Genomic DNA, 17,463 nt, shown 5'->3' on the forward strand with positions numbered 1-17,463 from the left:
TCATTCTTCTGTGGAAGAAATCTTGTCCTACAACAATCATAGGCCCGGCGAAGAAGAATATTTATCTCTGTTTCGTTGCGCTGGCGATCATTTGAGGATAAAAAATCTGCATAAACATAAAAAACAGGTGGTTTTGTCTCATGCGCAAACTGGACCGTACCGATATCGGCATTTTGAACAGCCTTCAGGAGAACGCGCGCATCACCAACGCCGACCTCGCACGCTCGGTCAACCTGTCGCCGACGCCGTGCTTCAACCGGGTCAAGGCGATGGAAGAATTGGGGCTGATTCGTGAACAAGTGACGCTGCTGGACGCTGATCTGCTGGGGCTGCACGTGAATGTGTTCATTCATGTGAGCCTGGAGAAACAGGTGGAAGAGGCATTGCAGCATTTCGAGGAAGCGATCTCGGATCGCCCGGAAGTGATGGAGTGCTATTTGATGGCCGGCGACCCGGACTATTTGATTCGGGTATTGGTGCCGACCATTCAGTCGCTGGAGCGCTTCATGATGGACTTCCTCACTAAAGTCCCCGGCGTGGCGAACATTCGCTCAAGCTTTGCGCTCAAGCAAGTGCGCTACAAAACTGCGCTGCCGTTGCCAGCCAATGGCTTGACCCTTTCCAGCTAAACCCCGAAACCCCTGTAGCAGCTGTCGAGCAACGCGAGGCAGCGTTCGGCGGCGCAGCCGTCGCAAACCTGACAATCGGGTTTTGTCAGGCAGACCGCATTCGCAGCCTCGCGGTGCTCGTCAGCTGCTACGGAGAATGATGATCGCCTCAATGTTGTGGGAACGATCGAGATCTCAGAGTTTGTTGATGGGGATTTTCAGGTAGGTCACGCCGTTACTCTCGGCGGGTGGCAGATTCCCGGCCCGCACATTCACCTGTATCGCTGGCAGCAACAGGGTTGGCATGCCCAACCCGGCATCGCGTCGGGTGCGCATGTCGACAAACGCCGCCTCATCAACGCCGTCATGCACGTGAATGTTGCTTCGGCGTTGTTCGCCGACGGTAGACATGCACCGGGATTCCCGGCCTTCAGGTGGGTAATCGTGGCAGACGTACAAACTCACACTGGCCGGGAACGCCAGCAGTTTGCGAATCGAGGCAAACAACTGATTGGCGTTGCCGCCCGGAAAATCGCAACGCGCGGTGCCCACATCAGGCATGAACAGCGTGTCGCCCACCAGAATCTGCTCACCGTCAATCAGGTAAGCCATGTCCGCCGGCGTGTGGCCGGGCACATGCAGGGCGGTGGCCTTGAGATTGCCGATCATGAACGACTCGTCCGGTGCGAATAGATGATCGAACTGCGAACCGTCAACGCGAAACGCCGGCTCAAGGTTGAACAGGCTTTTGAACACCCCCTGAACCTTGCTGATCGACTGCCCGATCGCGATCTTGCCCCCCAGCTCGCGACGCAGATAAGGCGCGGCAGACAAGTGATCGGCATGGGCGTGGGTTTCCAGCAGCCATTGCACCTGCAACTGATGTTGGCGAACAAAGGCGATGATTTTGTCGGGCTGAACGGTGCCCGTTCTGCCGGCCGCCGGATCGTAGTCGAGCACCGGGTCGACGATGGCGCACTGGCCGCCATCGGCTTCGTAGATCACGTAGCTGTAGGTCGACGAGGCAGGGTCGAGGAAAGCTTCAATCAAGGCAGGCATGGTGAATATTTCTATCTGAACAAGCACTGAGGGTAGATTCATTCTCCCTGCATTGGCCAGCACTGCATCAATTCATTTGATGAAAAAATCTGCGCGGGCTCTATCCTGTCAGTCATCGAAACCGGGCGTTCCCGGCCTTGTTGAGCTGATTACGAGTGCTTTATGTTGCTGGCGAGTTTTTTTGGGGTGGTCATGGGCCTGGTCCTCGGGTTGACCGGGGCGGGCGGCGGGATTCTTGCGGTGCCGGCCCTGGTCCTGGGGCTGGGGTTGACCATGACCCAGGCGGCGCCCGTCGCCTTGTTTGCGGTCGGGAGTGCGGCGGCGGTCGGGGCGATTGACGGCTTGCGGCATGGGCTGGTGCGGTATCGCGCGGCGCTGTTGATCGCGCTGCTCGGCGCGGTGTTTTCACCGGTGGGCATTTATTTTGCCCATCAGTTGCCGGAAAAAATCCTGATGATTCTGTTCAGCCTGCTCATGGTCATGGTCGCCTGGCGAATGCTGCGTCGTGAGCGCCAGGACGAGGGGCCGAGCGATCACGGTCACGCCAACTGGGGGCAGAAAAACTGCATGCTCGATCAGCAGACCGGGCGCTTTTCCTGGACCGCCAAATGCACCGCGACGCTGGCGGCACTCGGCGCGGTGACGGGCGTGGTGTCAGGGCTGCTGGGCGTGGGCGGCGGTTTTCTGATTGTCCCGGCGTTCAAGCAACTGACCGATGTGCAGATGCGCGGGATCGTCGCCACGTCCTTGATGGTGATCAGCCTGATTTCCGCGATCGGCGTGGTCGGCGCGTTTCACGAGGGCGTGCGCATCGACAGCCTTGGGGCATGCTTCATCGGCGCCAGCATTGTCGGCATGATCATCGGCCGCAAGCTGTGCGCCCACGTGCCGGCGCGAGCATTGCAAATCGGCTTTGCCAGCGTCTGCCTTGTGATTGCCGCTTATATGCTGTTCAGGGCTGGCGTCTAAAGCAACACCTGCCTGTGGGCCGGGGCGGATCCACACCACCGCTCTCATCCCATTGAAGCGTCTGACTGCTACCCAAGTAGCATTCGTTGCACGCCACGGGTTTCGTAAACTCCCTGCTCAACCATACGCACCTGCGGGAGGCGACGATGCAGCAGGTCCAGGGTGAAGGTGTCGTCAGCGCAATGTCCCAGGCCACCGATGCCCGGCAAGTGGCGCAGGAACTGGCGCGTCAATTGCTGCATCCGCATCTGGGCTTCGTGCTCTTTTTCTGTTCCGCCGAGTATGACTTGCAGGCACTGGGGCAAGCCCTGCAAGACAGTTTCGGGGGGATTCGCCTGGTGGGTTGCACCAGCGCCGGGGAAATCACCCCGTTGGGCTATGGACGCAATTGCGTGACGGCGGTGGGGTTCGATCACCGGCACTTCTCCATTGCGCTCGAGTTGATCGACGAGATGGAGCGCTTCAGCCTGATCGATGCGCAGCAGATGGTCGAGCGTCTGGTCAGTGGCTGTCGCAGTAACACCCTGGCACCGATCAAGGGCAACAGTTTTGCCCTGACCCTGCTCGATGGTTTGTCCAGCCGTGAAGAAATGGTCCTTGCAGCCTTGAGTGCGGCATTGGGCGACATTCCGCATTTCGGCGGTTCCGCTGGCGATGACAATTACCTGACCCACACCCATGTCTACTTCGACGGCGAGTTCCACAGTGGCGCGGCGGTCGTCGTGCTGGTCAATACCTGGCTGGATTTCGAAGTGTTCACCACCCACCACATGCTGCCCCGGGCCGAAAAACTGGTGGTTACCGGGGCCGACAGCGCCTCGCGCCGTGTTTATGAACTCAATGCGGAACCCGCCGCCGCCGAGTACGCGCGGCTCATCGGCGTGCCGGTGAATGAACTGGATCACCGGATTTTCGCTGCGCACCCGTTGGCCGTGAGGATCAACGAACAGTATTACGTGCGGGCCATCCAGCAGGTGCACGCGGACCTGAGCCTGAGTTTTTACTGCGCCGTGGAGAATGGCATCGTGCTCACCGCCATGACGCCGGGCCCGATGCTGCCGAACCTGAAAAGCCTGTTCGAAGGATTGGAAGAACGCTTGGGTGAACTGTTGCTGACCATCGGTTGCGACTGTTTTCTCCGGCGTCTGGAGCTGGAGGACGACGGCAGTCTCGACGAGATCGGGACGTTTTTGCGCGAGCAACGGGTGATGGGTTTCAACACCTACGGAGAACAGTTCAATGGCATGCACATCAACCAGACCTTCACCGGCGTTGCCATTGCCCGCGGCCGTGCCCCAGGACATCGCTGAGCTGCAGGCCGAACTGGCCAGCCTGCGTCACGACAACCATAAACTGCAGCGCATCAACGCGGCGCTGATCGAGCGTATCGAGTCAGGCATCACTCGGGGCAATGACCCGTACGCGGCGTTCCAGCACTCGGTGGTGCTGGCCGAGCAGGTCCGTGAGCGCACCGATGCCTTGAACCAGGCCATGGCCGAACTCAAGGCCGGTAACCATTTGCTCAGCGAGGCCCGCCTGCGCGCCGAGACCGCGCATCGACACCTGATCGATGCCATCGAGAGCATTTCCGATGCCTTCGTATTGTTCGACGCCGAGCAGCGCATCGTCTTGTTCAACAGTCGCTTCAAGGCGTTCTGGCGCAACAGCCGGGTGCGGATCAACGCGGGCATGCGCCTGGCCGAGGTCAAGCGCCTGATGATGAGCAATGGGCTGTTCACCGAAGAACCGCGCGGGCATGCCGACGAGAGTCTGCTGTATCGCTTGCAGAACGGGCGTTGGCTGCAAGTCAGCGAGCGGCCGACCCAGGAAGGTGGGCGGGTGATTCTGTTCACCGACATTACCGAGGTCAAACTCAGTGAAACCGTACGCCGCGAACAGGCTGTGGCGCAGAAGTCGCATTTGTTACAGCGGGCGGTCGATAACCTGTCCCAGGGTGTGGCGATGGTCAATGCCGAGGGCATTCTGGAATTGTGGAACCGGCGTTTTCTCGAATTGAGCGGGTTGGCGCCCGTCGCGGCCCATCGACCGTTTGCTGAAGTGATGGTGGACAGCGAATTGAACCTGCTGACCCCGCTCAGTCACGATGGCAATGGGCGGCCAGTACAGGAATGCGAGCAACGCCTCGATGACGGACGAGTCCTGGAAATCCGCACGCACCCGTTGCCGACTGGCGGTTTCGTCAACACCTTCACTGACATCACCGAACGCTACCAGCACGCCCAGACGCTGAGTGAAAGCGAGCGCTGGATTCGCCTGATCACCGACCACGTGCCGGCGTTGATCGCTTACCTCAATGCCGATCTGGTGTACGAGTTCACCAATAAGGTCTATGAGGAATGGTATTGCTGGCCCCGAGGCGTGATGCTCGGCCAAAGCCTGCGCGAAGTGCACAGCGAACAGCACTACCAGCGTCTGGAGTCTTACGTGGCGAGAGCGCTGGCCGGCGAGAGCGTCACGTTCGAGTTCGCCGAGACCAACGTCAATAACCAGGAGCGCTACATGCTGCGCTCCTACGTGCCCAATCGCCTGGCCACCGGGGAAGTGGTGGGGATTTTCGTGTTGATCCGCGACATCACCGAGCGTCGCCGCACTGCCGAGGCGCTGCATCAGGCGTATCAGAATCTCGAGCTGCGGGTGCGTGAACGCACGGCGGAATTGACCACCCTCAATGATCAATTGTTGCGTGAAATCGAAGAGCGCCGCCAGGTGGAATCACGTTTGCGCGAGGCCAAGCTCGAAGCCGAGCACGCCAATCTGTCCAAGACCAAATTTCTGGCGGCTGTCAGCCACGATTTGCTGCAACCACTGAACGCCGCCCGTTTGTTTACCAGTGCGTTGCTGGAGCGACGTGAACCGGTCTGCAACGAGGTTCTGGTGCGTAATGTCAGTAATTCCCTGGAAGATGTAGAGAACCTGCTGGGCACGCTAGTGGACATTTCCAAGCTCGATGCCGGGGTCATCAAAGCCGATGTCGCGCCGTTCGCCCTGAGCGAACTGCTGGAAAATCTCGCGGCCGAATACACCCAGGTGGCACGCAGTGAGGGCCTTGAACTGCATTTCATTGCCTGTTCCGCGCTGGTGCGCAGCGACATCCAGTTGCTGGCACGCATCCTGCGCAACCTGCTGAGCAATGCGATTCGCTACACCTACAGTGGCCGGGTGGTGCTCGGGTGCCGGCGCCTGCATCAGCGCTTGTTGATCCAGGTCTGGGACACCGGCATGGGCATCGCCGATAATCGCCTGGAAGAGATTTTCCAGGAGTTCAAACGCGGTGACGTACAGCGTCCGGACCAGGATCGTGGGCTGGGGTTGGGCCTGGCCATTGTCGAGAAAATCGCCGGCATCCTCGGGCATCGGATTCATGTGCGCTCATGGCCGGGAAAGGGCTCGATGTTCTCGGTCGAAGTGCCGTTGAGCGCAACGGCCCCCAAGCCGTTGCCGGCCTTGCAGATGAGCGAGCCGATGCTTGAACGCCTGCGCGGGGCAAGGGTGTGGGTGCTGGACAACGACGCCACCATTTGCGCCGGCATGCGCACCTTGCTCGAAGGCTGGGGCTGTCGGGTGGTGACGGCGCTGTCGGAAGAGGACCTGGCGCGAAAAGTGGACAACTACCACGCCGAGGTTGACCTGTTGATCGCCGATTACCATCTGGACAACGATCAGAATGGCTTGGACGCCGTGGCCCGGATCAATGCCTGTCGCACGTCACCCATCCCGGCCTTGATGATCACCGCCAACTACAGCAACGAACTCAAACAGCAGATCCGCGAACTGGGCCACACCCTGATGCATAAACCGGTGCGGCCGATGAAACTTAAAACGGCGATGAGCCATTTGCTCGGCAGGCCTTGAGGCGCTTCTGCGTTAGTACCACCGTCGTCGCGGGCAAGCCCGCTCCCACAAGGGCAGCGCCGTACCTGTGGGAGCGGCGGTGCGGCGATCCGACTTGCCCGCGAAGGGGGCGCCAAAGTCTTGCTGTCTCAACGTCGCATGTAAGACCCGAAATCAATATCCCCGGCACTCAAGATCGCCTGCACTCGATTGTGCACATTGAGTTTGCGCAGGATCGCCGAGACGTGAGCCTTGACGGTGGTCTCGGCGATTTCCAGGGTGTAGGCGATCTGTTTGTTCGATTCGCCTTTGGTCATGCGTTCAAGCACCTGCAATTGCTTTCGGGTCAGGGCCTGGAGCAATTCAGGGGGAAAGCTCGGCGTGTCGTTCATCCGGCGGGGAGTGTTGGTTCGGGTAGTGCGGATAATGTCCGGCGGCAAATACACGTTGCCATTGAGGATTTGCTGGATGGCCTCGGTCATTTGCGTGCGCGGTGACGACTTGGTAATGAAACCCACCGCGCCGTAGGTAATGGCTTGCAGGACGATCTGTTTGTCCTGCTCGGCCGAGACAATCACTACCGGAATGGTCGGGGCTTCATTGCGCAGGTTGATCAAGCCATTGAGCCCATGCATGCCGGGCATGTTCAGGTCGAGCAGGATCAGGTCCAGGTCGTCGTGTTCCTGGGTCAGGGCCAGGGCACTGTCGAGGTCGGCGGTTTCCATGACTTCGGAGCCCGGGAAACCGTCGCTGATGACGTTATGAATCGCTTCGCGAAACAGCGGGTGATCGTCGGCAATCAAAATTTTGTACATAGCCTTTCACCTCATTATTTTGTTTAGGGTGTGGTCACAACACGCCAGCGTAAAGATCAGGGGAAAGGCTCGGGCCGGGCCGGTGTCACGGCAAGCCCGGCCGCTTGCCAGGCATCAAAGCCGTCGCGATACCAATACAGTGTCTTATAGCCCATGACGGACGCTCGTTTGACGGCGTTCCAGCTCAGCCAGCAGTCGGCGCGGCAATAAAAGACCAGCGGTCGTGCCGAGTCCCCGGCGGTCAATGCCTTGAGATTACGCGCAAAATAGCCTTGCCAGTCGGGCGTCAGGTCACCGTCACCGGTATTGGCCAGCCAGTGGCTGCCGGGCAGGTTTTCATGGGGCTGGTCTTCGATGAACTGGCCTTGCAGCCATTGGCGACGGTAGACATCGATCAGCACCGGTGGCGGCGTTTGACTGAGCAGTGTTTGCAAGGCCGGGGTGTCAACGATGGTCGCGCCTTGCAGGCTGTCCGGCGTCGGGCTGCGGTACAGGTTGATGCGATAGCCTTCCGCGGAAAACAGCGGTGATTCGGCGTGCGCAGCATTCAGCAACAGGCAGAGCGGCAGCGCTGCGAGAGAAGGGCGCAACAGACAACGTCGGGCACGCGGCATGGGTTCGATCCTTATAGTTATGGATCTATTACAGGCCAGGCGGGGTGCTTTGTGAATGCGACGATAGACAGGGAAACCAGTACTAAAGTAGTAATTTCTCCCCTGCTCATGGAGATCAATTGTAGGAGAGAGCCTGCTCGCGATAGCTATCCGTCATTCAACATCAATGTCATCTGATACACCGCTATCGCGAGCAGGCTCACTCCTAGAGTTGGATTTGGGTGGTCAGGTGGATTTGCGCAGGGCTGCGTGCTGAGGGTTGAAGGTGAGTACGGCGAGTAGCGCGAACACTACGGTCAACCCTGCACACACCGCCAGCGCCAGCGGATTGAAGCGTTCATAAAGGGCGAACCGCACCAATTCCACCGCATGGGTGAACGGGTTCACCGCGCACAACCAGTACAACCACTCGCTGGCTTCATGCATTTTCCACAGCGGATACAGCGCCGAAGACAGGAAAAACAGCGGAAAGATCACGAAATTCATGACCCCGGCAAAGTTCTCCAGTTGCCGAATGGCGTTCGACAGCAACAGGCCCAACGCGCTGAGCATCAACGCCACCAACAGTAATGCCGGCAACACGATCAATAACCCCATGGCCGGCGGTTGCACGCCATAGAGCCAGGCGATCGCCAAAAACGCATACACCTGCAACAGGGAAATCAGCGACGTGGCCAACAGCTTGCTGCACAGCAGAAAAGTCCGGGGCAGCGGGCTGGTCAGCAGCACGCGCATGCTGCCCATCTCGCGGTCGTAGACCATCGACAGAGAGCCTTGCATGCCGTTGAACAGCAGGATCATGCAGGCAAGACCCGGGATGATGTAGACCTCGTAAGGAATGTAGGTGTCATAGGGTTCGATAATGGCGATCCCCAAGGCTGCCCGGAAACCGGCCGCGAACACCAACAGCCATAACAGCGGCCGCACCAGGGCACTGAGAAACCGCGTGCGCTGCAACACAAAACGTAGCCATTCGCGCAGCACGATGCCGCTGAAGCAATGCCAGTACGCATTCATCGCGCCGCTCCTGAAGTGGTCAGGTGAGTGAAGGCTGAACCCAGATCACCGCCATGTTCCAGGCTCAGTGCATCGGCCTGTCCGCTGGCCACCAGCCGACCTTGATGGAGGATCAGCAAATCGTCGCTGGACTGCACTTCATCGAGCAAATGCGTGGTCCAGAGCACGCTGATGGCGTGGTCGCTGCACAAGGTGCGCAGGTGTTGATTGAGCGCCAGGCGACTGGCGGGATCGAGGCCGACACTGGCTTCGTCAAGCAGCAACAGGCGCGGCTCATGCAGCAGGGCCCGGGCGATTTCCACCCGGCGGCGGTGGCCGCCATTGAGTTCGCGCACCCGTTCGCGGCGGCGTTCGGTCAGGGCTTGACGGGCCAGTTCGGCGTCAACCCGGACACTGCTCTGGCGCCGGGACAGACCATGCAGCGCGGCGTGATACCGCAGGTTCTGCTCGACGCTGAGGTCCAGGTCCAGGGTGCTTTGCTGGAACACTACACCCAACTGCCTGAGCGCCGGTCGGGGCGCATCGCGCAATGAACAGCCGCCGACCCGGATGTCGCCGTGCTGAAGATCATAAAGCCGGGTCAACAGGGCGATCAGGGTCGATTTGCCGGCACCATTGGGCCCCAGCAATGCGGCGAAACGCCCCGGAGCCAACTCGAAGTTCACGTGACGCAAGGCTTCCCGAGTCCCATAGGCAAAACTCAGGTCGCTGACTTCCAGGGCGTTCATGGGGTCACCACCACGCCCCAGGGGTAGCGTCCGACTTTCACCGATTTGCTCACCTTGAGGCTGTCGACATCAATCACCGACACGTCACCGCTAACGCCGTTGGTGGCGAGCAGTTGCTTTTGATCGGGGGTGAACGCCAGCTGCCAGACCCGACGTCCGACCAACAGATAGTCGAGAATCTCGAACGTCCTGGCATCGATCACCGCCACATGGTTAGCCGGGCCCAGTGCGACGAAAGCGTACTTGCCGTCGGCGCTGAGCTTGATGCCCACGGGTTGGACCTTGTCCGGGTGCACGCCTTTGATCTGGAAGTTCAGGGTCTTGAGGGTCTTGCGGCTGGCGACGTCGAGAATCGTCACCGTGCCGCCGATTTCCGCTGACGCCCAGAGCTGTGAACCGTCCTGATTGAATTCGACAAAGCGTGGCCGCTGGTCCACCAGCGTGCTGTCGGCCAGGGTCTGGGTGCTGGTGTCGATCCAGTGCAGCATGTTCGTGGTTTCGCTGGTGTTCACGGCCCACTTGCCATCGGGACTGACGGCCATGCCTTCGGGCTCGACGCCGACGTTGATCTGGCTGAGCACCTTGGAGGTTTCGGTGTCGATCACCGTGACCAGCGCATCGTCTTCGTTGGAGACGTACAACCAGCGGTTGTTGGGGTGCAGGGCGAATTGCTCGGGGTCTTTGCCCGAGGGCAGTTCCTTGATGATCTTGCGGGTGGCCACGTCCATTACCTGGACCCGGTCCGAATCGCTGGCGCAGATGTACAGCAGCTTGTTGTCATGGGACAGCAACAAGCCGCGTGGGCGCTGGCCGACGGGCAGGGTGTCGGTGACTTGCAGGGTCTGCATGTCGATCAGGCTCAGGCTGTTGTCCTTTTCGTTGGAGACCCACGCGGTGCTGGCCGCGGCATGCCCGGCGGCGAACAGCAGGGCCCCGGAAAGCAGGGAGCGGCAGAGCAGGGTGCGGCGCATGGCAGATTCCTTTTTTGTTGTCGTTCTTGTGGACAGTTGGATCAGGGAAAGCGGCAGCTGACCTCGGGTTTGTCGTAACCCAGGCTGTCCATTTCGTTGAAGGGATGCAGAAAGCCGTCCTGCGGCGACGTGCTGACCAGGGCGCGGGGCTGGACGATGGGAATCGGTTGGCGCAACTGGCCGTTCCACGGGCGATAACTGAGCTTGCGTCCCTTGAAACCGTCCAGCGGCAGTTGATCGCTGAGTTCCAGCTGACGGATCGCCATCGGCTCGGTCTGGCGCAATTTGCTCACCGCGCTGGCGACGCTGCGCACGGCCATCCAGGCCGCGAAATCGCGGTCGTTCATCCAGCGACCGGTCAGGGCTTCAAAACGCTTTTGCAATTGCGCGGCGCCGTAGGTTTCCACGGTTTTGTGCCAACCCACCGGGGTCAGCCCTTGCGTGCCGGCGACGGGGCGCGGGTACCAGGTCTGGTAGGGCACGTATTCGCCGAAGTCGCCGCGTTCATCGGCCACCAGCACCACGTCATATTCGGCGGTCTGGGTGAACAGCGGCATGTCCGCCTGAGCACTGCGACGTTGGTCGTTATCAAAGCTCCAGGCCTTTTCCGCCACCAGTTGCAGGCCGAAGCGTTTTGCCGCGCGGCGCAGGGCAGCAGCGTAGGCTTGATCGTCGGCGGTCGGGCCAACGATCAGCAGCGCGCGTTGCCATTTGCGCACCACCAGAAATTGCGCCAGCGCATCGGCGAGCATCGCGCGACTTGGCAGGGTGTGCAGCACGTTCGACAGGCAATCGGTGGTCCGCAGGCGATCGTCGGGACTGCCGGCGTTGAATATCAGGCTGTCGGGCAGGGCGGCGCTGAGCTGGCGCAAGCTGTCGGCCGGGGCGTTCACCACAAACAGCCGCAGACCCTGCGCGTGCTGGGCGTTGGCCGCATCGAGCAAGGCTTCGGGGCTGTCGACGCTGGCGCTGACCAGCGCGTAGCTGTGGTTGAGAAAACGTCCGGTGCTGTTGCTGTCGGTGATCGCCAGTTCGGCGCCGCGCAGTCCGGCATCGCTCGGTTCGGGAATCACGTTCGACAGGAGCGGCCCAGGATCGGGCCGATAACCCAGGTAGCCGATCCGCACCTCCAATGGCGCCTGCGCAGCCTGGCTCTGAGTAGCCACGCCGGCGGCGCAGGCAATCGCCAGCAGGTAGAGCAAGGCGTAAGGGGCAAGCAGGCGCATAGGGCACTCCTTTACAGGTAGCGCCAGCATAGGAAGCCTGTGGAGCAGAGGAAATATGCAGAAAGTAGCGGAGAGCCAGTACCAAGGTAGTAACCCCTGCGTACCTGCGCGGTTTTAGCATGGAGCGACAACGGTCATCGCCCCGGAGGAGAACATCCGATTTCAGCGGTAACACAATTTTTGTAGCCGCTGGTGTTATGGCTTAACTGGCCGTTACTGACGCTGCCCGCTTCGCCGGGACACCAGGCCTGTTGGCGACGTACCCGAGGTGTGCATCCATCGCCTTACTACCAAGGGACTAGAAGGCGACCACCAAAGCAGCATGGGGTGTTGGCGATGCCGTTTCTAAGATGAGTGCCATAGCCTCTGCCAAGAGGTTTTGCGTGCAATCCTGAGGGCATAACAATGACAACAAAACGCAACGCCTTGCTCGTCGTCGGTCTGCTGGCCGGCTTTATCAGTGCAGGTTCCGTGTGGGCTCATGGCAACGTGGTGCCGCAAGCGGTTGAAACCCAGGGCCTGACACCGATCAAGGACGCCGGTGTAACGGTGGATGGCGATGGCTGGGCCGCGGCCAACCCCTATCGAGCCTCCCCGGAACACGACAGAGCCCTGGAAATCGGCTCGTCGGCCTACAACCAGAACTGCGCGGCGTGTCATGGCCTGGAAGCCAAGTCCGGCGGGATCGCCCCTGACCTGCGCCTGCTTGATGTCGGCGAGGCGGGTGACGAGTGGTTCGTCGAACGCGTGCGTCATGGCGCCGTGCGTGACGGTCGGGTCTACATGCCGAAAATGGCTGATTACCTGAGCCAGGAAGCGTTGTGGGCAGTGCGCACTTACCTGGACAGCGTTCACGTCGAGGAGTGATTCCATGCGTCTGCTCGCGGTGTTGATCAGTGTTGTGTGGCTGTGTTGCCAGACGGTGCAGGCGCAGGTTCGAAACTATGACGAAATGATTGCTGCCGGGGAGCTGAAAGTGGCGGTTTACAAGGACTTCGCCCCCTACAGTTTTGAGCAGGCCGGCCAGCCCCGAGGCGTCGATGTCGAACTCGCCGAGGCGCTGGCCAAGGCGCTCGGCGTACACCTGACGCTGATCTGGGCCCCCGCCGGGGAAAAACTCGATGACGATCTGCGTGATTACATCTGGCGCGCCAGTGCCTTGCACAACCAGCAATTGGCTGACCTGATGATGCGTGTGCCCTATGACCGTGACTACGCCCAGAAGCGCAACGAGCTTGGCGAAATGGAAAACGGGCATGTGGTGATGTTCGGGCCCTATCAGACCGAACAATGGCAGGTGGCTTACGATCAACGCCGATTGGACAAGGTCGGCAGCGTGGCCGTGTTCGACTCGCATCCGATCGGCGTCGAGGTCGACAGCGTGCCGTCGTTCTACCTGACGTCGGTGTTCAACGGCATGCTCGCGGGCAAAACCCACCACTACCCGGGCGTACCCCAGGCCTTTGCGGCGATGAAGGCCGGTGAGGTCGACGCGGTCATGGCCATGCGTGGCGAAATCGACTGGCAAGTGCATGAGGCGGCCGACCCGCAATGGGCGTTGGCGCAAAACGCCTATCCGAACATGGGCAAGCAACTCTGGGAGATCGGCATGGCCGTGCACGAAAGCAATCGGCAATTGGCGTATGCCGTGGAAGAGGCGCTGGAAGGCCTGATCCGCGAGGGTTCCGTGAAGACGATCTACAGCCATTACGGCCTGCGGTATGACGTGCCGGAGATGTACCAATAGGAGCGGGTGATGAGCTGGCGAATCAAGTGTCTGTTGGCCTGCTGGTTACCTTTGGCCGCGCACGCCGCGAGTATCGATCCGGGCAAAGACCCGGTGCCCTCGGTGATGTGGGCGTTCTATCACAAGCAAATGCTCGGCGACGCGCCTTTTGTCTTCGATGACCGGGTCAAGCTGCTGGCGCCGCCGTTCGCCGAAGATGCCCGGCAGGTGCCACTGGAAATCGATGCGCGAGCGTTCAAGGGCGAGGTGGTGAAAATCCTCGCCTGGGCCGAGCTCAATCCGCTGCCGAAGATTGTCGACTTCCAGCCGCTGGACCGCGTGTTGCCGTGGTTGTCGATCCGTATCCGGATTGAACAGGCCACCCCTTTACGCGCCGCGGTCCTGACGCGCGATGGGCTGTGGCATGTCGGTTCGACCCTGATCGATGCGGCGGGCGGTGGTTGCACCGCACCCAGTGTGGTGCGTACCCAGCCCGGCTGGGAGGAACACCTCGGCGAGGTTTTAGGCGCGCGCTATCCGCGCACTGACTTCAGCCGTTTGCGCGTGCAGGTGGCGCATCCGATGGACAACGGCATGGTCAACGGCATCCCGGAATTTTTCATCAACCATGCCGAACTGCGAAGCGCGGATGATCAGCTGTTGGCGCGGCTGGAGCTGTTTCCTGCCGTCAGTGAAAACCCCAACCTGGCCTTCGACATCGAAGGGGCAGGGCAGACGCGTCTGATTATCCGGGACAACAGCGGCAATGAATTTGATGCGTCGATTCCCTGAGCCGAAGGAGTATTTCATGCGCTGGATACTGCTGATGGTGTTGAGCGTCAGCCTGCCGGCCATGGCCGACCTTGAGTATTCGCTCAAGCCCCGGCAGATCGCCGAAGACACCTGGCTGCTGGAAGGCAGTACGGATAATTTCGCCAAGGCCAACGGCGGCAATATCGTCAACACCGCGTTCATTGTCACCGAACGTGGCGTGGTGGTCATCGACACCGGGCCGTCGAAACGCTACGGCGAGGCGATGCACCAGGCGATTGCCGAGATCACCGATAAACCCGTGGTTCAGGTGTTCCTGACCCACCATCACCCGGACCATGTGCTGGGCAATCAGGCGTTCGCTGACGTGCCCATCGGCGCGCTGGCGGGGACGACCGAGCTGTTGCATCAACAAGGCGATGCGATGGCAGAGAATATGTATCGAATGGTGGGTGACTGGATGCGTGGCACCGAAGTGGTGTTGCCCAATCAAGTCGTGACGCCAGGCGTACGCAGTTTTGGGAATCACGATTTACGCTTGCTGGGCCTGGGTGGGCATACGGGAGCGGATCTGGCTATTCTCGACCAGCGAACCGGCGTGCTGTTTGCCGGGGACCTGGTGTTTTATCAACGGGCCTTGACCACGCCCAACAGCCCCGGGCTGTCTGTGTGGCTGGCGGACATCGCGACCCTGCAGGGCTTGCCCTGGACGCTGATCGTGCCGGGTCACGGCCCCGTGTCCAGCGACCCACAACCCTTCGAACAAATGCGCGACTACCTGACCTGGCTCGACCAGTTGCTGCAAGCGGGTGCAGCGAATGGCAGCGACATGGCCGAGATGATCCGCAGTCCGATCCCCGAACGTTTCGCCGGGATCACGCTGAGCCGTTATGAATTGATCCGCAGCGTCAGTCATTTGTACCCGCGCTACGAGCGTGGGCAGATGACCCGGGTGGATTCCGGCGCAGCCAGATAATGCTTGAACCCATGCGACCCGCTACTAAGGGATTAGGAATCTCCATATTGCGGGTAATTGTTGTCGGGGCGACGGCGCCCAAGAATCTGCACTACGCCGGGAAACTCTCCCGCGAATAACAAAAAACCGCAGAGGTAGCCGTCATGACTCAACCCGCACGTCGCCAGCCCTTCGTCTTGAGCCTGCTGCTCAGTGCCATGCTGTTGTCTGGCCAGGCATTGGCCGCGGTCACCGACCAGGACATTCTCCAGGACCCGAAAAACCCGGAGCAAATTGTCACCAACGGCCTCGGCGTCCAGGGGCAACGCTACAGCCCGCTGGATATTCTCAACGTCGACAACGTGAAGGAGTTGCGACCTGCCTGGGCATTCTCCTTCGGCGGCGAAAAACAGCGTGGCCAGCAGGCACAGCCGATGATCAAGGACGGCGTGATGTACATGACCGGTTCTTACTCGCGGGTGTTCGCGGTCGATGCGCGCACCGGCAAGAAGCTCTGGCAGTACGATGCGCGCCTGCCGGATGACATCCGTCCGTGCTGCGACGTGATCAACCGTGGCGTGGCGCTGTATGGCGACCTGGTGTTCTTTGGCACGCTCGACGCCAAGCTGGTGGCCCTGAACAAAGACACCGGCAAAGTGGTGTGGAGCAAGCAGGTGGCCGACCACAAGGAAGGCTATTCGATCAGCGCCGCGCCCTTGGTGATCAACGGCAAGCTGATTACCGGCGTGGCCGGTGGCGAGTTCGGTGTGGTGGGCAAGATCTCGGCGTACGACCCGAAAAATGGCGATCTGTTGTGGGTCCGCCCAACCGTCGAAGGTCATATGGGCTACGTCTACAAGGACGGCAAGGCCATCGAGAACGGCATCTCCGGCGGTGAAGCCGGCAAGACCTGGCCGGGTGACTTGTGGAAGACCGGCGGTGCCGCCCCGTGGCTCGGCGGTTACTACGACCCGGAAACCAATCTGCTGCTGTTCGGCACCGGCAACCCGGCACCGTGGAACTCGCATTTGCGTCCTGGCGATAACCTCTACTCGTCGTCGCGCCTGGCGCTCAACCCGGACGATGGCACCATCAAATGGCACTTCCAGAGCACGCCCCACGACGGTTGGGACTATGACGGCGTGAACGAGCTGGTCTCGTTCAACTACACCGAGGGCGGCAAGGAAATCAAAGCGGCGGCCACGGCGGACCGCAACGGTTTCTTCTACGTGCTGGACCGTACCAACGGCAAGTTCATCCGCGGTTTCCCGTTTGTGGACAAGATCACCTGGGCCACCGGCCTGGATAAAGATGGCCGGCCGATCTACAACGAAGCCAGCCGCCCTGGCGCTCCGGGTTCCGAACCCAAGGGCAGTTCAGTCTTTGTAGCGCCTGCGTTCCTGGGCGCGAAAAACTGGATGCCGATGGCCTACAACCGCGACACCGGCCTGTTTTACGTGCCATCCAACGAGTGGGGCATGGACATCTGGAACGAGGGCATCGCCTACAAAAAAGGCGCGGCATTCCTCGGCGCCGGGTTCACCATCAAACCGTTGAATGAAGACTACATCGGCGTGCTGCGCGCCATCGACCCGATAACCGGCAAAGAAGTCTGGCGCCACAAGAACTATGCGCCGCTGTGGGGCGGGGTACTGACGACCAAGGGCAATCTGGTATTCACCGGCACGCCGGAAGGTTTCCTCCAGGCGTTCAATGCCAAGACCGGCGAGAAAGTCTGGGAATTCCAGACCGGTTCCGGCGTCCTCGGCTCGCCCGTGACCTGGGAAATGGATGGCGAACAGTACGTGTCTGTCCTCTCCGGCTGGGGCGGCGCCGTACCGTTGTGGGGCGGGGAAGTGGCCAAGCGCATCAAGGACTTCAACCAGGGCGGCATGCTCTGGACCTTCAAGCTGCCGAAAGACCTGGTGGCCAAGCACTAACCCCCAGTCCACCGCATAACCCCTGTGGGAGCGAGCTTGCTCGCGATAGCGGTGTCTCAGTCACAGCAGTTCTGACTGAACAGACGCCATCGCGAGCAAGCTCGCTCCCACAGTGTTTTGTGTGAAACCTACGACCAAATAACGAGAGCCCTCCTGCCAACGGCGCATTCGTCCGGCACGCGGGGCTCTCTAGTATCGGTTCATCGCTTGTC

At 60.5% G+C, this 17,463-nt stretch carries 16 protein-coding genes; 9 read left to right on the forward strand and 7 right to left on the reverse strand.

Annotated features, from left to right (window positions below):
* Positions 1-140: 140 nt before the first annotated feature.
* Positions 141-629, forward strand: a complete 489-nt coding sequence (gene bkdR / locus D882_RS0110975) for a Bkd operon transcriptional regulator BkdR (RefSeq protein WP_027923281.1) — start codon at positions 141-143, stop codon at positions 627-629.
* 174 nt (positions 630-803) lie between these two features.
* On the opposite strand, the gene D882_RS0110980 is transcribed toward bkdR, so the two are convergent.
* Complete coding sequence (locus D882_RS0110980; protein ID WP_027923282.1) at positions 804-1,667, reverse strand: MBL fold metallo-hydrolase; 864 nt, start codon at positions 1,665-1,667, stop codon at positions 804-806.
* A 162-nt stretch (positions 1,668-1,829) separates the two neighbouring features.
* On the opposite strand from D882_RS0110980, the gene D882_RS0110985 reads away from it, so the two are divergent.
* The 3 genes from D882_RS0110985 (at position 1,830) to nahK (ending at position 6,509) form a co-directional block, all read left to right on the forward strand.
* Positions 1,830-2,636, forward strand: coding sequence for a sulfite exporter TauE/SafE family protein (locus D882_RS0110985; RefSeq protein WP_027923283.1), 807 nt, complete (start codon positions 1,830-1,832; stop codon positions 2,634-2,636).
* A gap of 146 nt (positions 2,637-2,782) precedes the next feature.
* Entirely contained in the window at positions 2,783-3,946 is a 1,164-nt protein-coding gene (gene nosP, locus D882_RS0110990; RefSeq protein ID WP_027923284.1) for a nitric oxide-sensing protein NosP, read from the forward strand.
* Positions 3,876-6,509: a hybrid sensor histidine kinase/response regulator NahK/ErcS' gene (gene nahK / locus D882_RS0110995; protein ID WP_081743940.1), complete on the forward strand. Its 2,634-nt coding sequence runs from the start codon at positions 3,876-3,878 to the stop codon at positions 6,507-6,509. The genes nosP and nahK overlap by 71 nt, the downstream gene beginning before the upstream one ends.
* A gap of 128 nt (positions 6,510-6,637) precedes the next feature.
* On the opposite strand, the gene D882_RS0111000 is transcribed toward nahK, so the two are convergent.
* The 6 genes from D882_RS0111000 to D882_RS0111025 all read right to left on the reverse strand — a co-directional run bounded on the left by D882_RS0111000 (position 6,638) and on the right by D882_RS0111025 (position 11,859).
* The gene (locus tag D882_RS0111000; RefSeq protein ID WP_027923286.1) at positions 6,638-7,303 is read right to left on the reverse strand and encodes a response regulator transcription factor; all 666 of its coding nucleotides are present in this window, start codon (positions 7,301-7,303) and stop codon (positions 6,638-6,640) included.
* 56 nt (positions 7,304-7,359) lie between these two features.
* Positions 7,360-7,917, reverse strand: a complete 558-nt coding sequence (locus tag D882_RS0111005) for a PQQ-dependent catabolism-associated CXXCW motif protein (protein WP_027923287.1) — start codon at positions 7,915-7,917, stop codon at positions 7,360-7,362.
* A 225-nt stretch (positions 7,918-8,142) separates the two neighbouring features.
* Positions 8,143-8,934, reverse strand: a complete 792-nt coding sequence (locus D882_RS0111010) for an ABC transporter permease (protein WP_027923288.1) — start codon at positions 8,932-8,934, stop codon at positions 8,143-8,145.
* Positions 8,931-9,662 (reverse strand): ATP-binding cassette domain-containing protein, encoded by a 732-nt coding sequence (locus tag D882_RS0111015; protein WP_027923289.1) that lies wholly within the window; start codon positions 9,660-9,662, stop codon positions 8,931-8,933. The genes D882_RS0111010 and D882_RS0111015 overlap by 4 nt, the downstream gene beginning before the upstream one ends.
* On the reverse strand, positions 9,659-10,633 hold the full coding sequence (locus D882_RS0111020; protein WP_027923290.1) for a YVTN family beta-propeller repeat protein: 975 nt from the start codon (positions 10,631-10,633) through the stop codon (positions 9,659-9,661). Before D882_RS0111020 ends, D882_RS0111015 begins: the two co-directional genes overlap by 4 nt.
* Positions 10,634-10,674: 41 nt before the next feature.
* Positions 10,675-11,859, reverse strand: a complete 1,185-nt coding sequence (locus D882_RS0111025) for an ABC transporter substrate-binding protein (RefSeq protein ID WP_027923291.1) — start codon at positions 11,857-11,859, stop codon at positions 10,675-10,677.
* A 405-nt stretch (positions 11,860-12,264) separates the two neighbouring features.
* Between D882_RS0111025 and pedF the strand changes: the two genes are divergently transcribed.
* The 5 genes from pedF to D882_RS0111050 all read left to right on the forward strand — a co-directional run bounded on the left by pedF (position 12,265) and on the right by D882_RS0111050 (position 17,251).
* Positions 12,265-12,726, forward strand: coding sequence for a cytochrome c-550 PedF (gene pedF / locus D882_RS0111030; protein WP_027923292.1), 462 nt, complete (start codon positions 12,265-12,267; stop codon positions 12,724-12,726).
* A gap of 4 nt (positions 12,727-12,730) precedes the next feature.
* Positions 12,731-13,606 carry an ABC transporter substrate-binding protein gene (locus D882_RS0111035; protein WP_027923293.1) on the forward strand — a complete coding sequence of 292 codons (876 nt, stop codon included), beginning with the start codon at positions 12,731-12,733 and terminating at the stop codon, positions 13,604-13,606.
* Between the two features lie 9 nt (positions 13,607-13,615).
* Positions 13,616-14,377 carry a quinoprotein dehydrogenase-associated SoxYZ-like carrier gene (locus D882_RS0111040; RefSeq protein WP_027923294.1) on the forward strand — a complete coding sequence of 254 codons (762 nt, stop codon included), beginning with the start codon at positions 13,616-13,618 and terminating at the stop codon, positions 14,375-14,377.
* Positions 14,378-14,393: 16 nt separating this feature from the next.
* Positions 14,394-15,332 (forward strand): quinoprotein relay system zinc metallohydrolase 1, encoded by a 939-nt coding sequence (locus tag D882_RS0111045; RefSeq protein WP_027923295.1) that lies wholly within the window; start codon positions 14,394-14,396, stop codon positions 15,330-15,332.
* Between the two features lie 143 nt (positions 15,333-15,475).
* On the forward strand, positions 15,476-17,251 hold the full coding sequence (locus D882_RS0111050; RefSeq protein ID WP_027923296.1) for a PQQ-dependent methanol/ethanol family dehydrogenase: 1,776 nt from the start codon (positions 15,476-15,478) through the stop codon (positions 17,249-17,251).
* Positions 17,252-17,463 lie beyond the last annotated feature (212 nt).

The sequence above is a fragment of the Pseudomonas sp. URMO17WK12:I12 genome, assembly GCF_000514395.1.
GTDB lineage: Bacteria > Pseudomonadota > Gammaproteobacteria > Pseudomonadales > Pseudomonadaceae > Aquipseudomonas > Aquipseudomonas mucoides.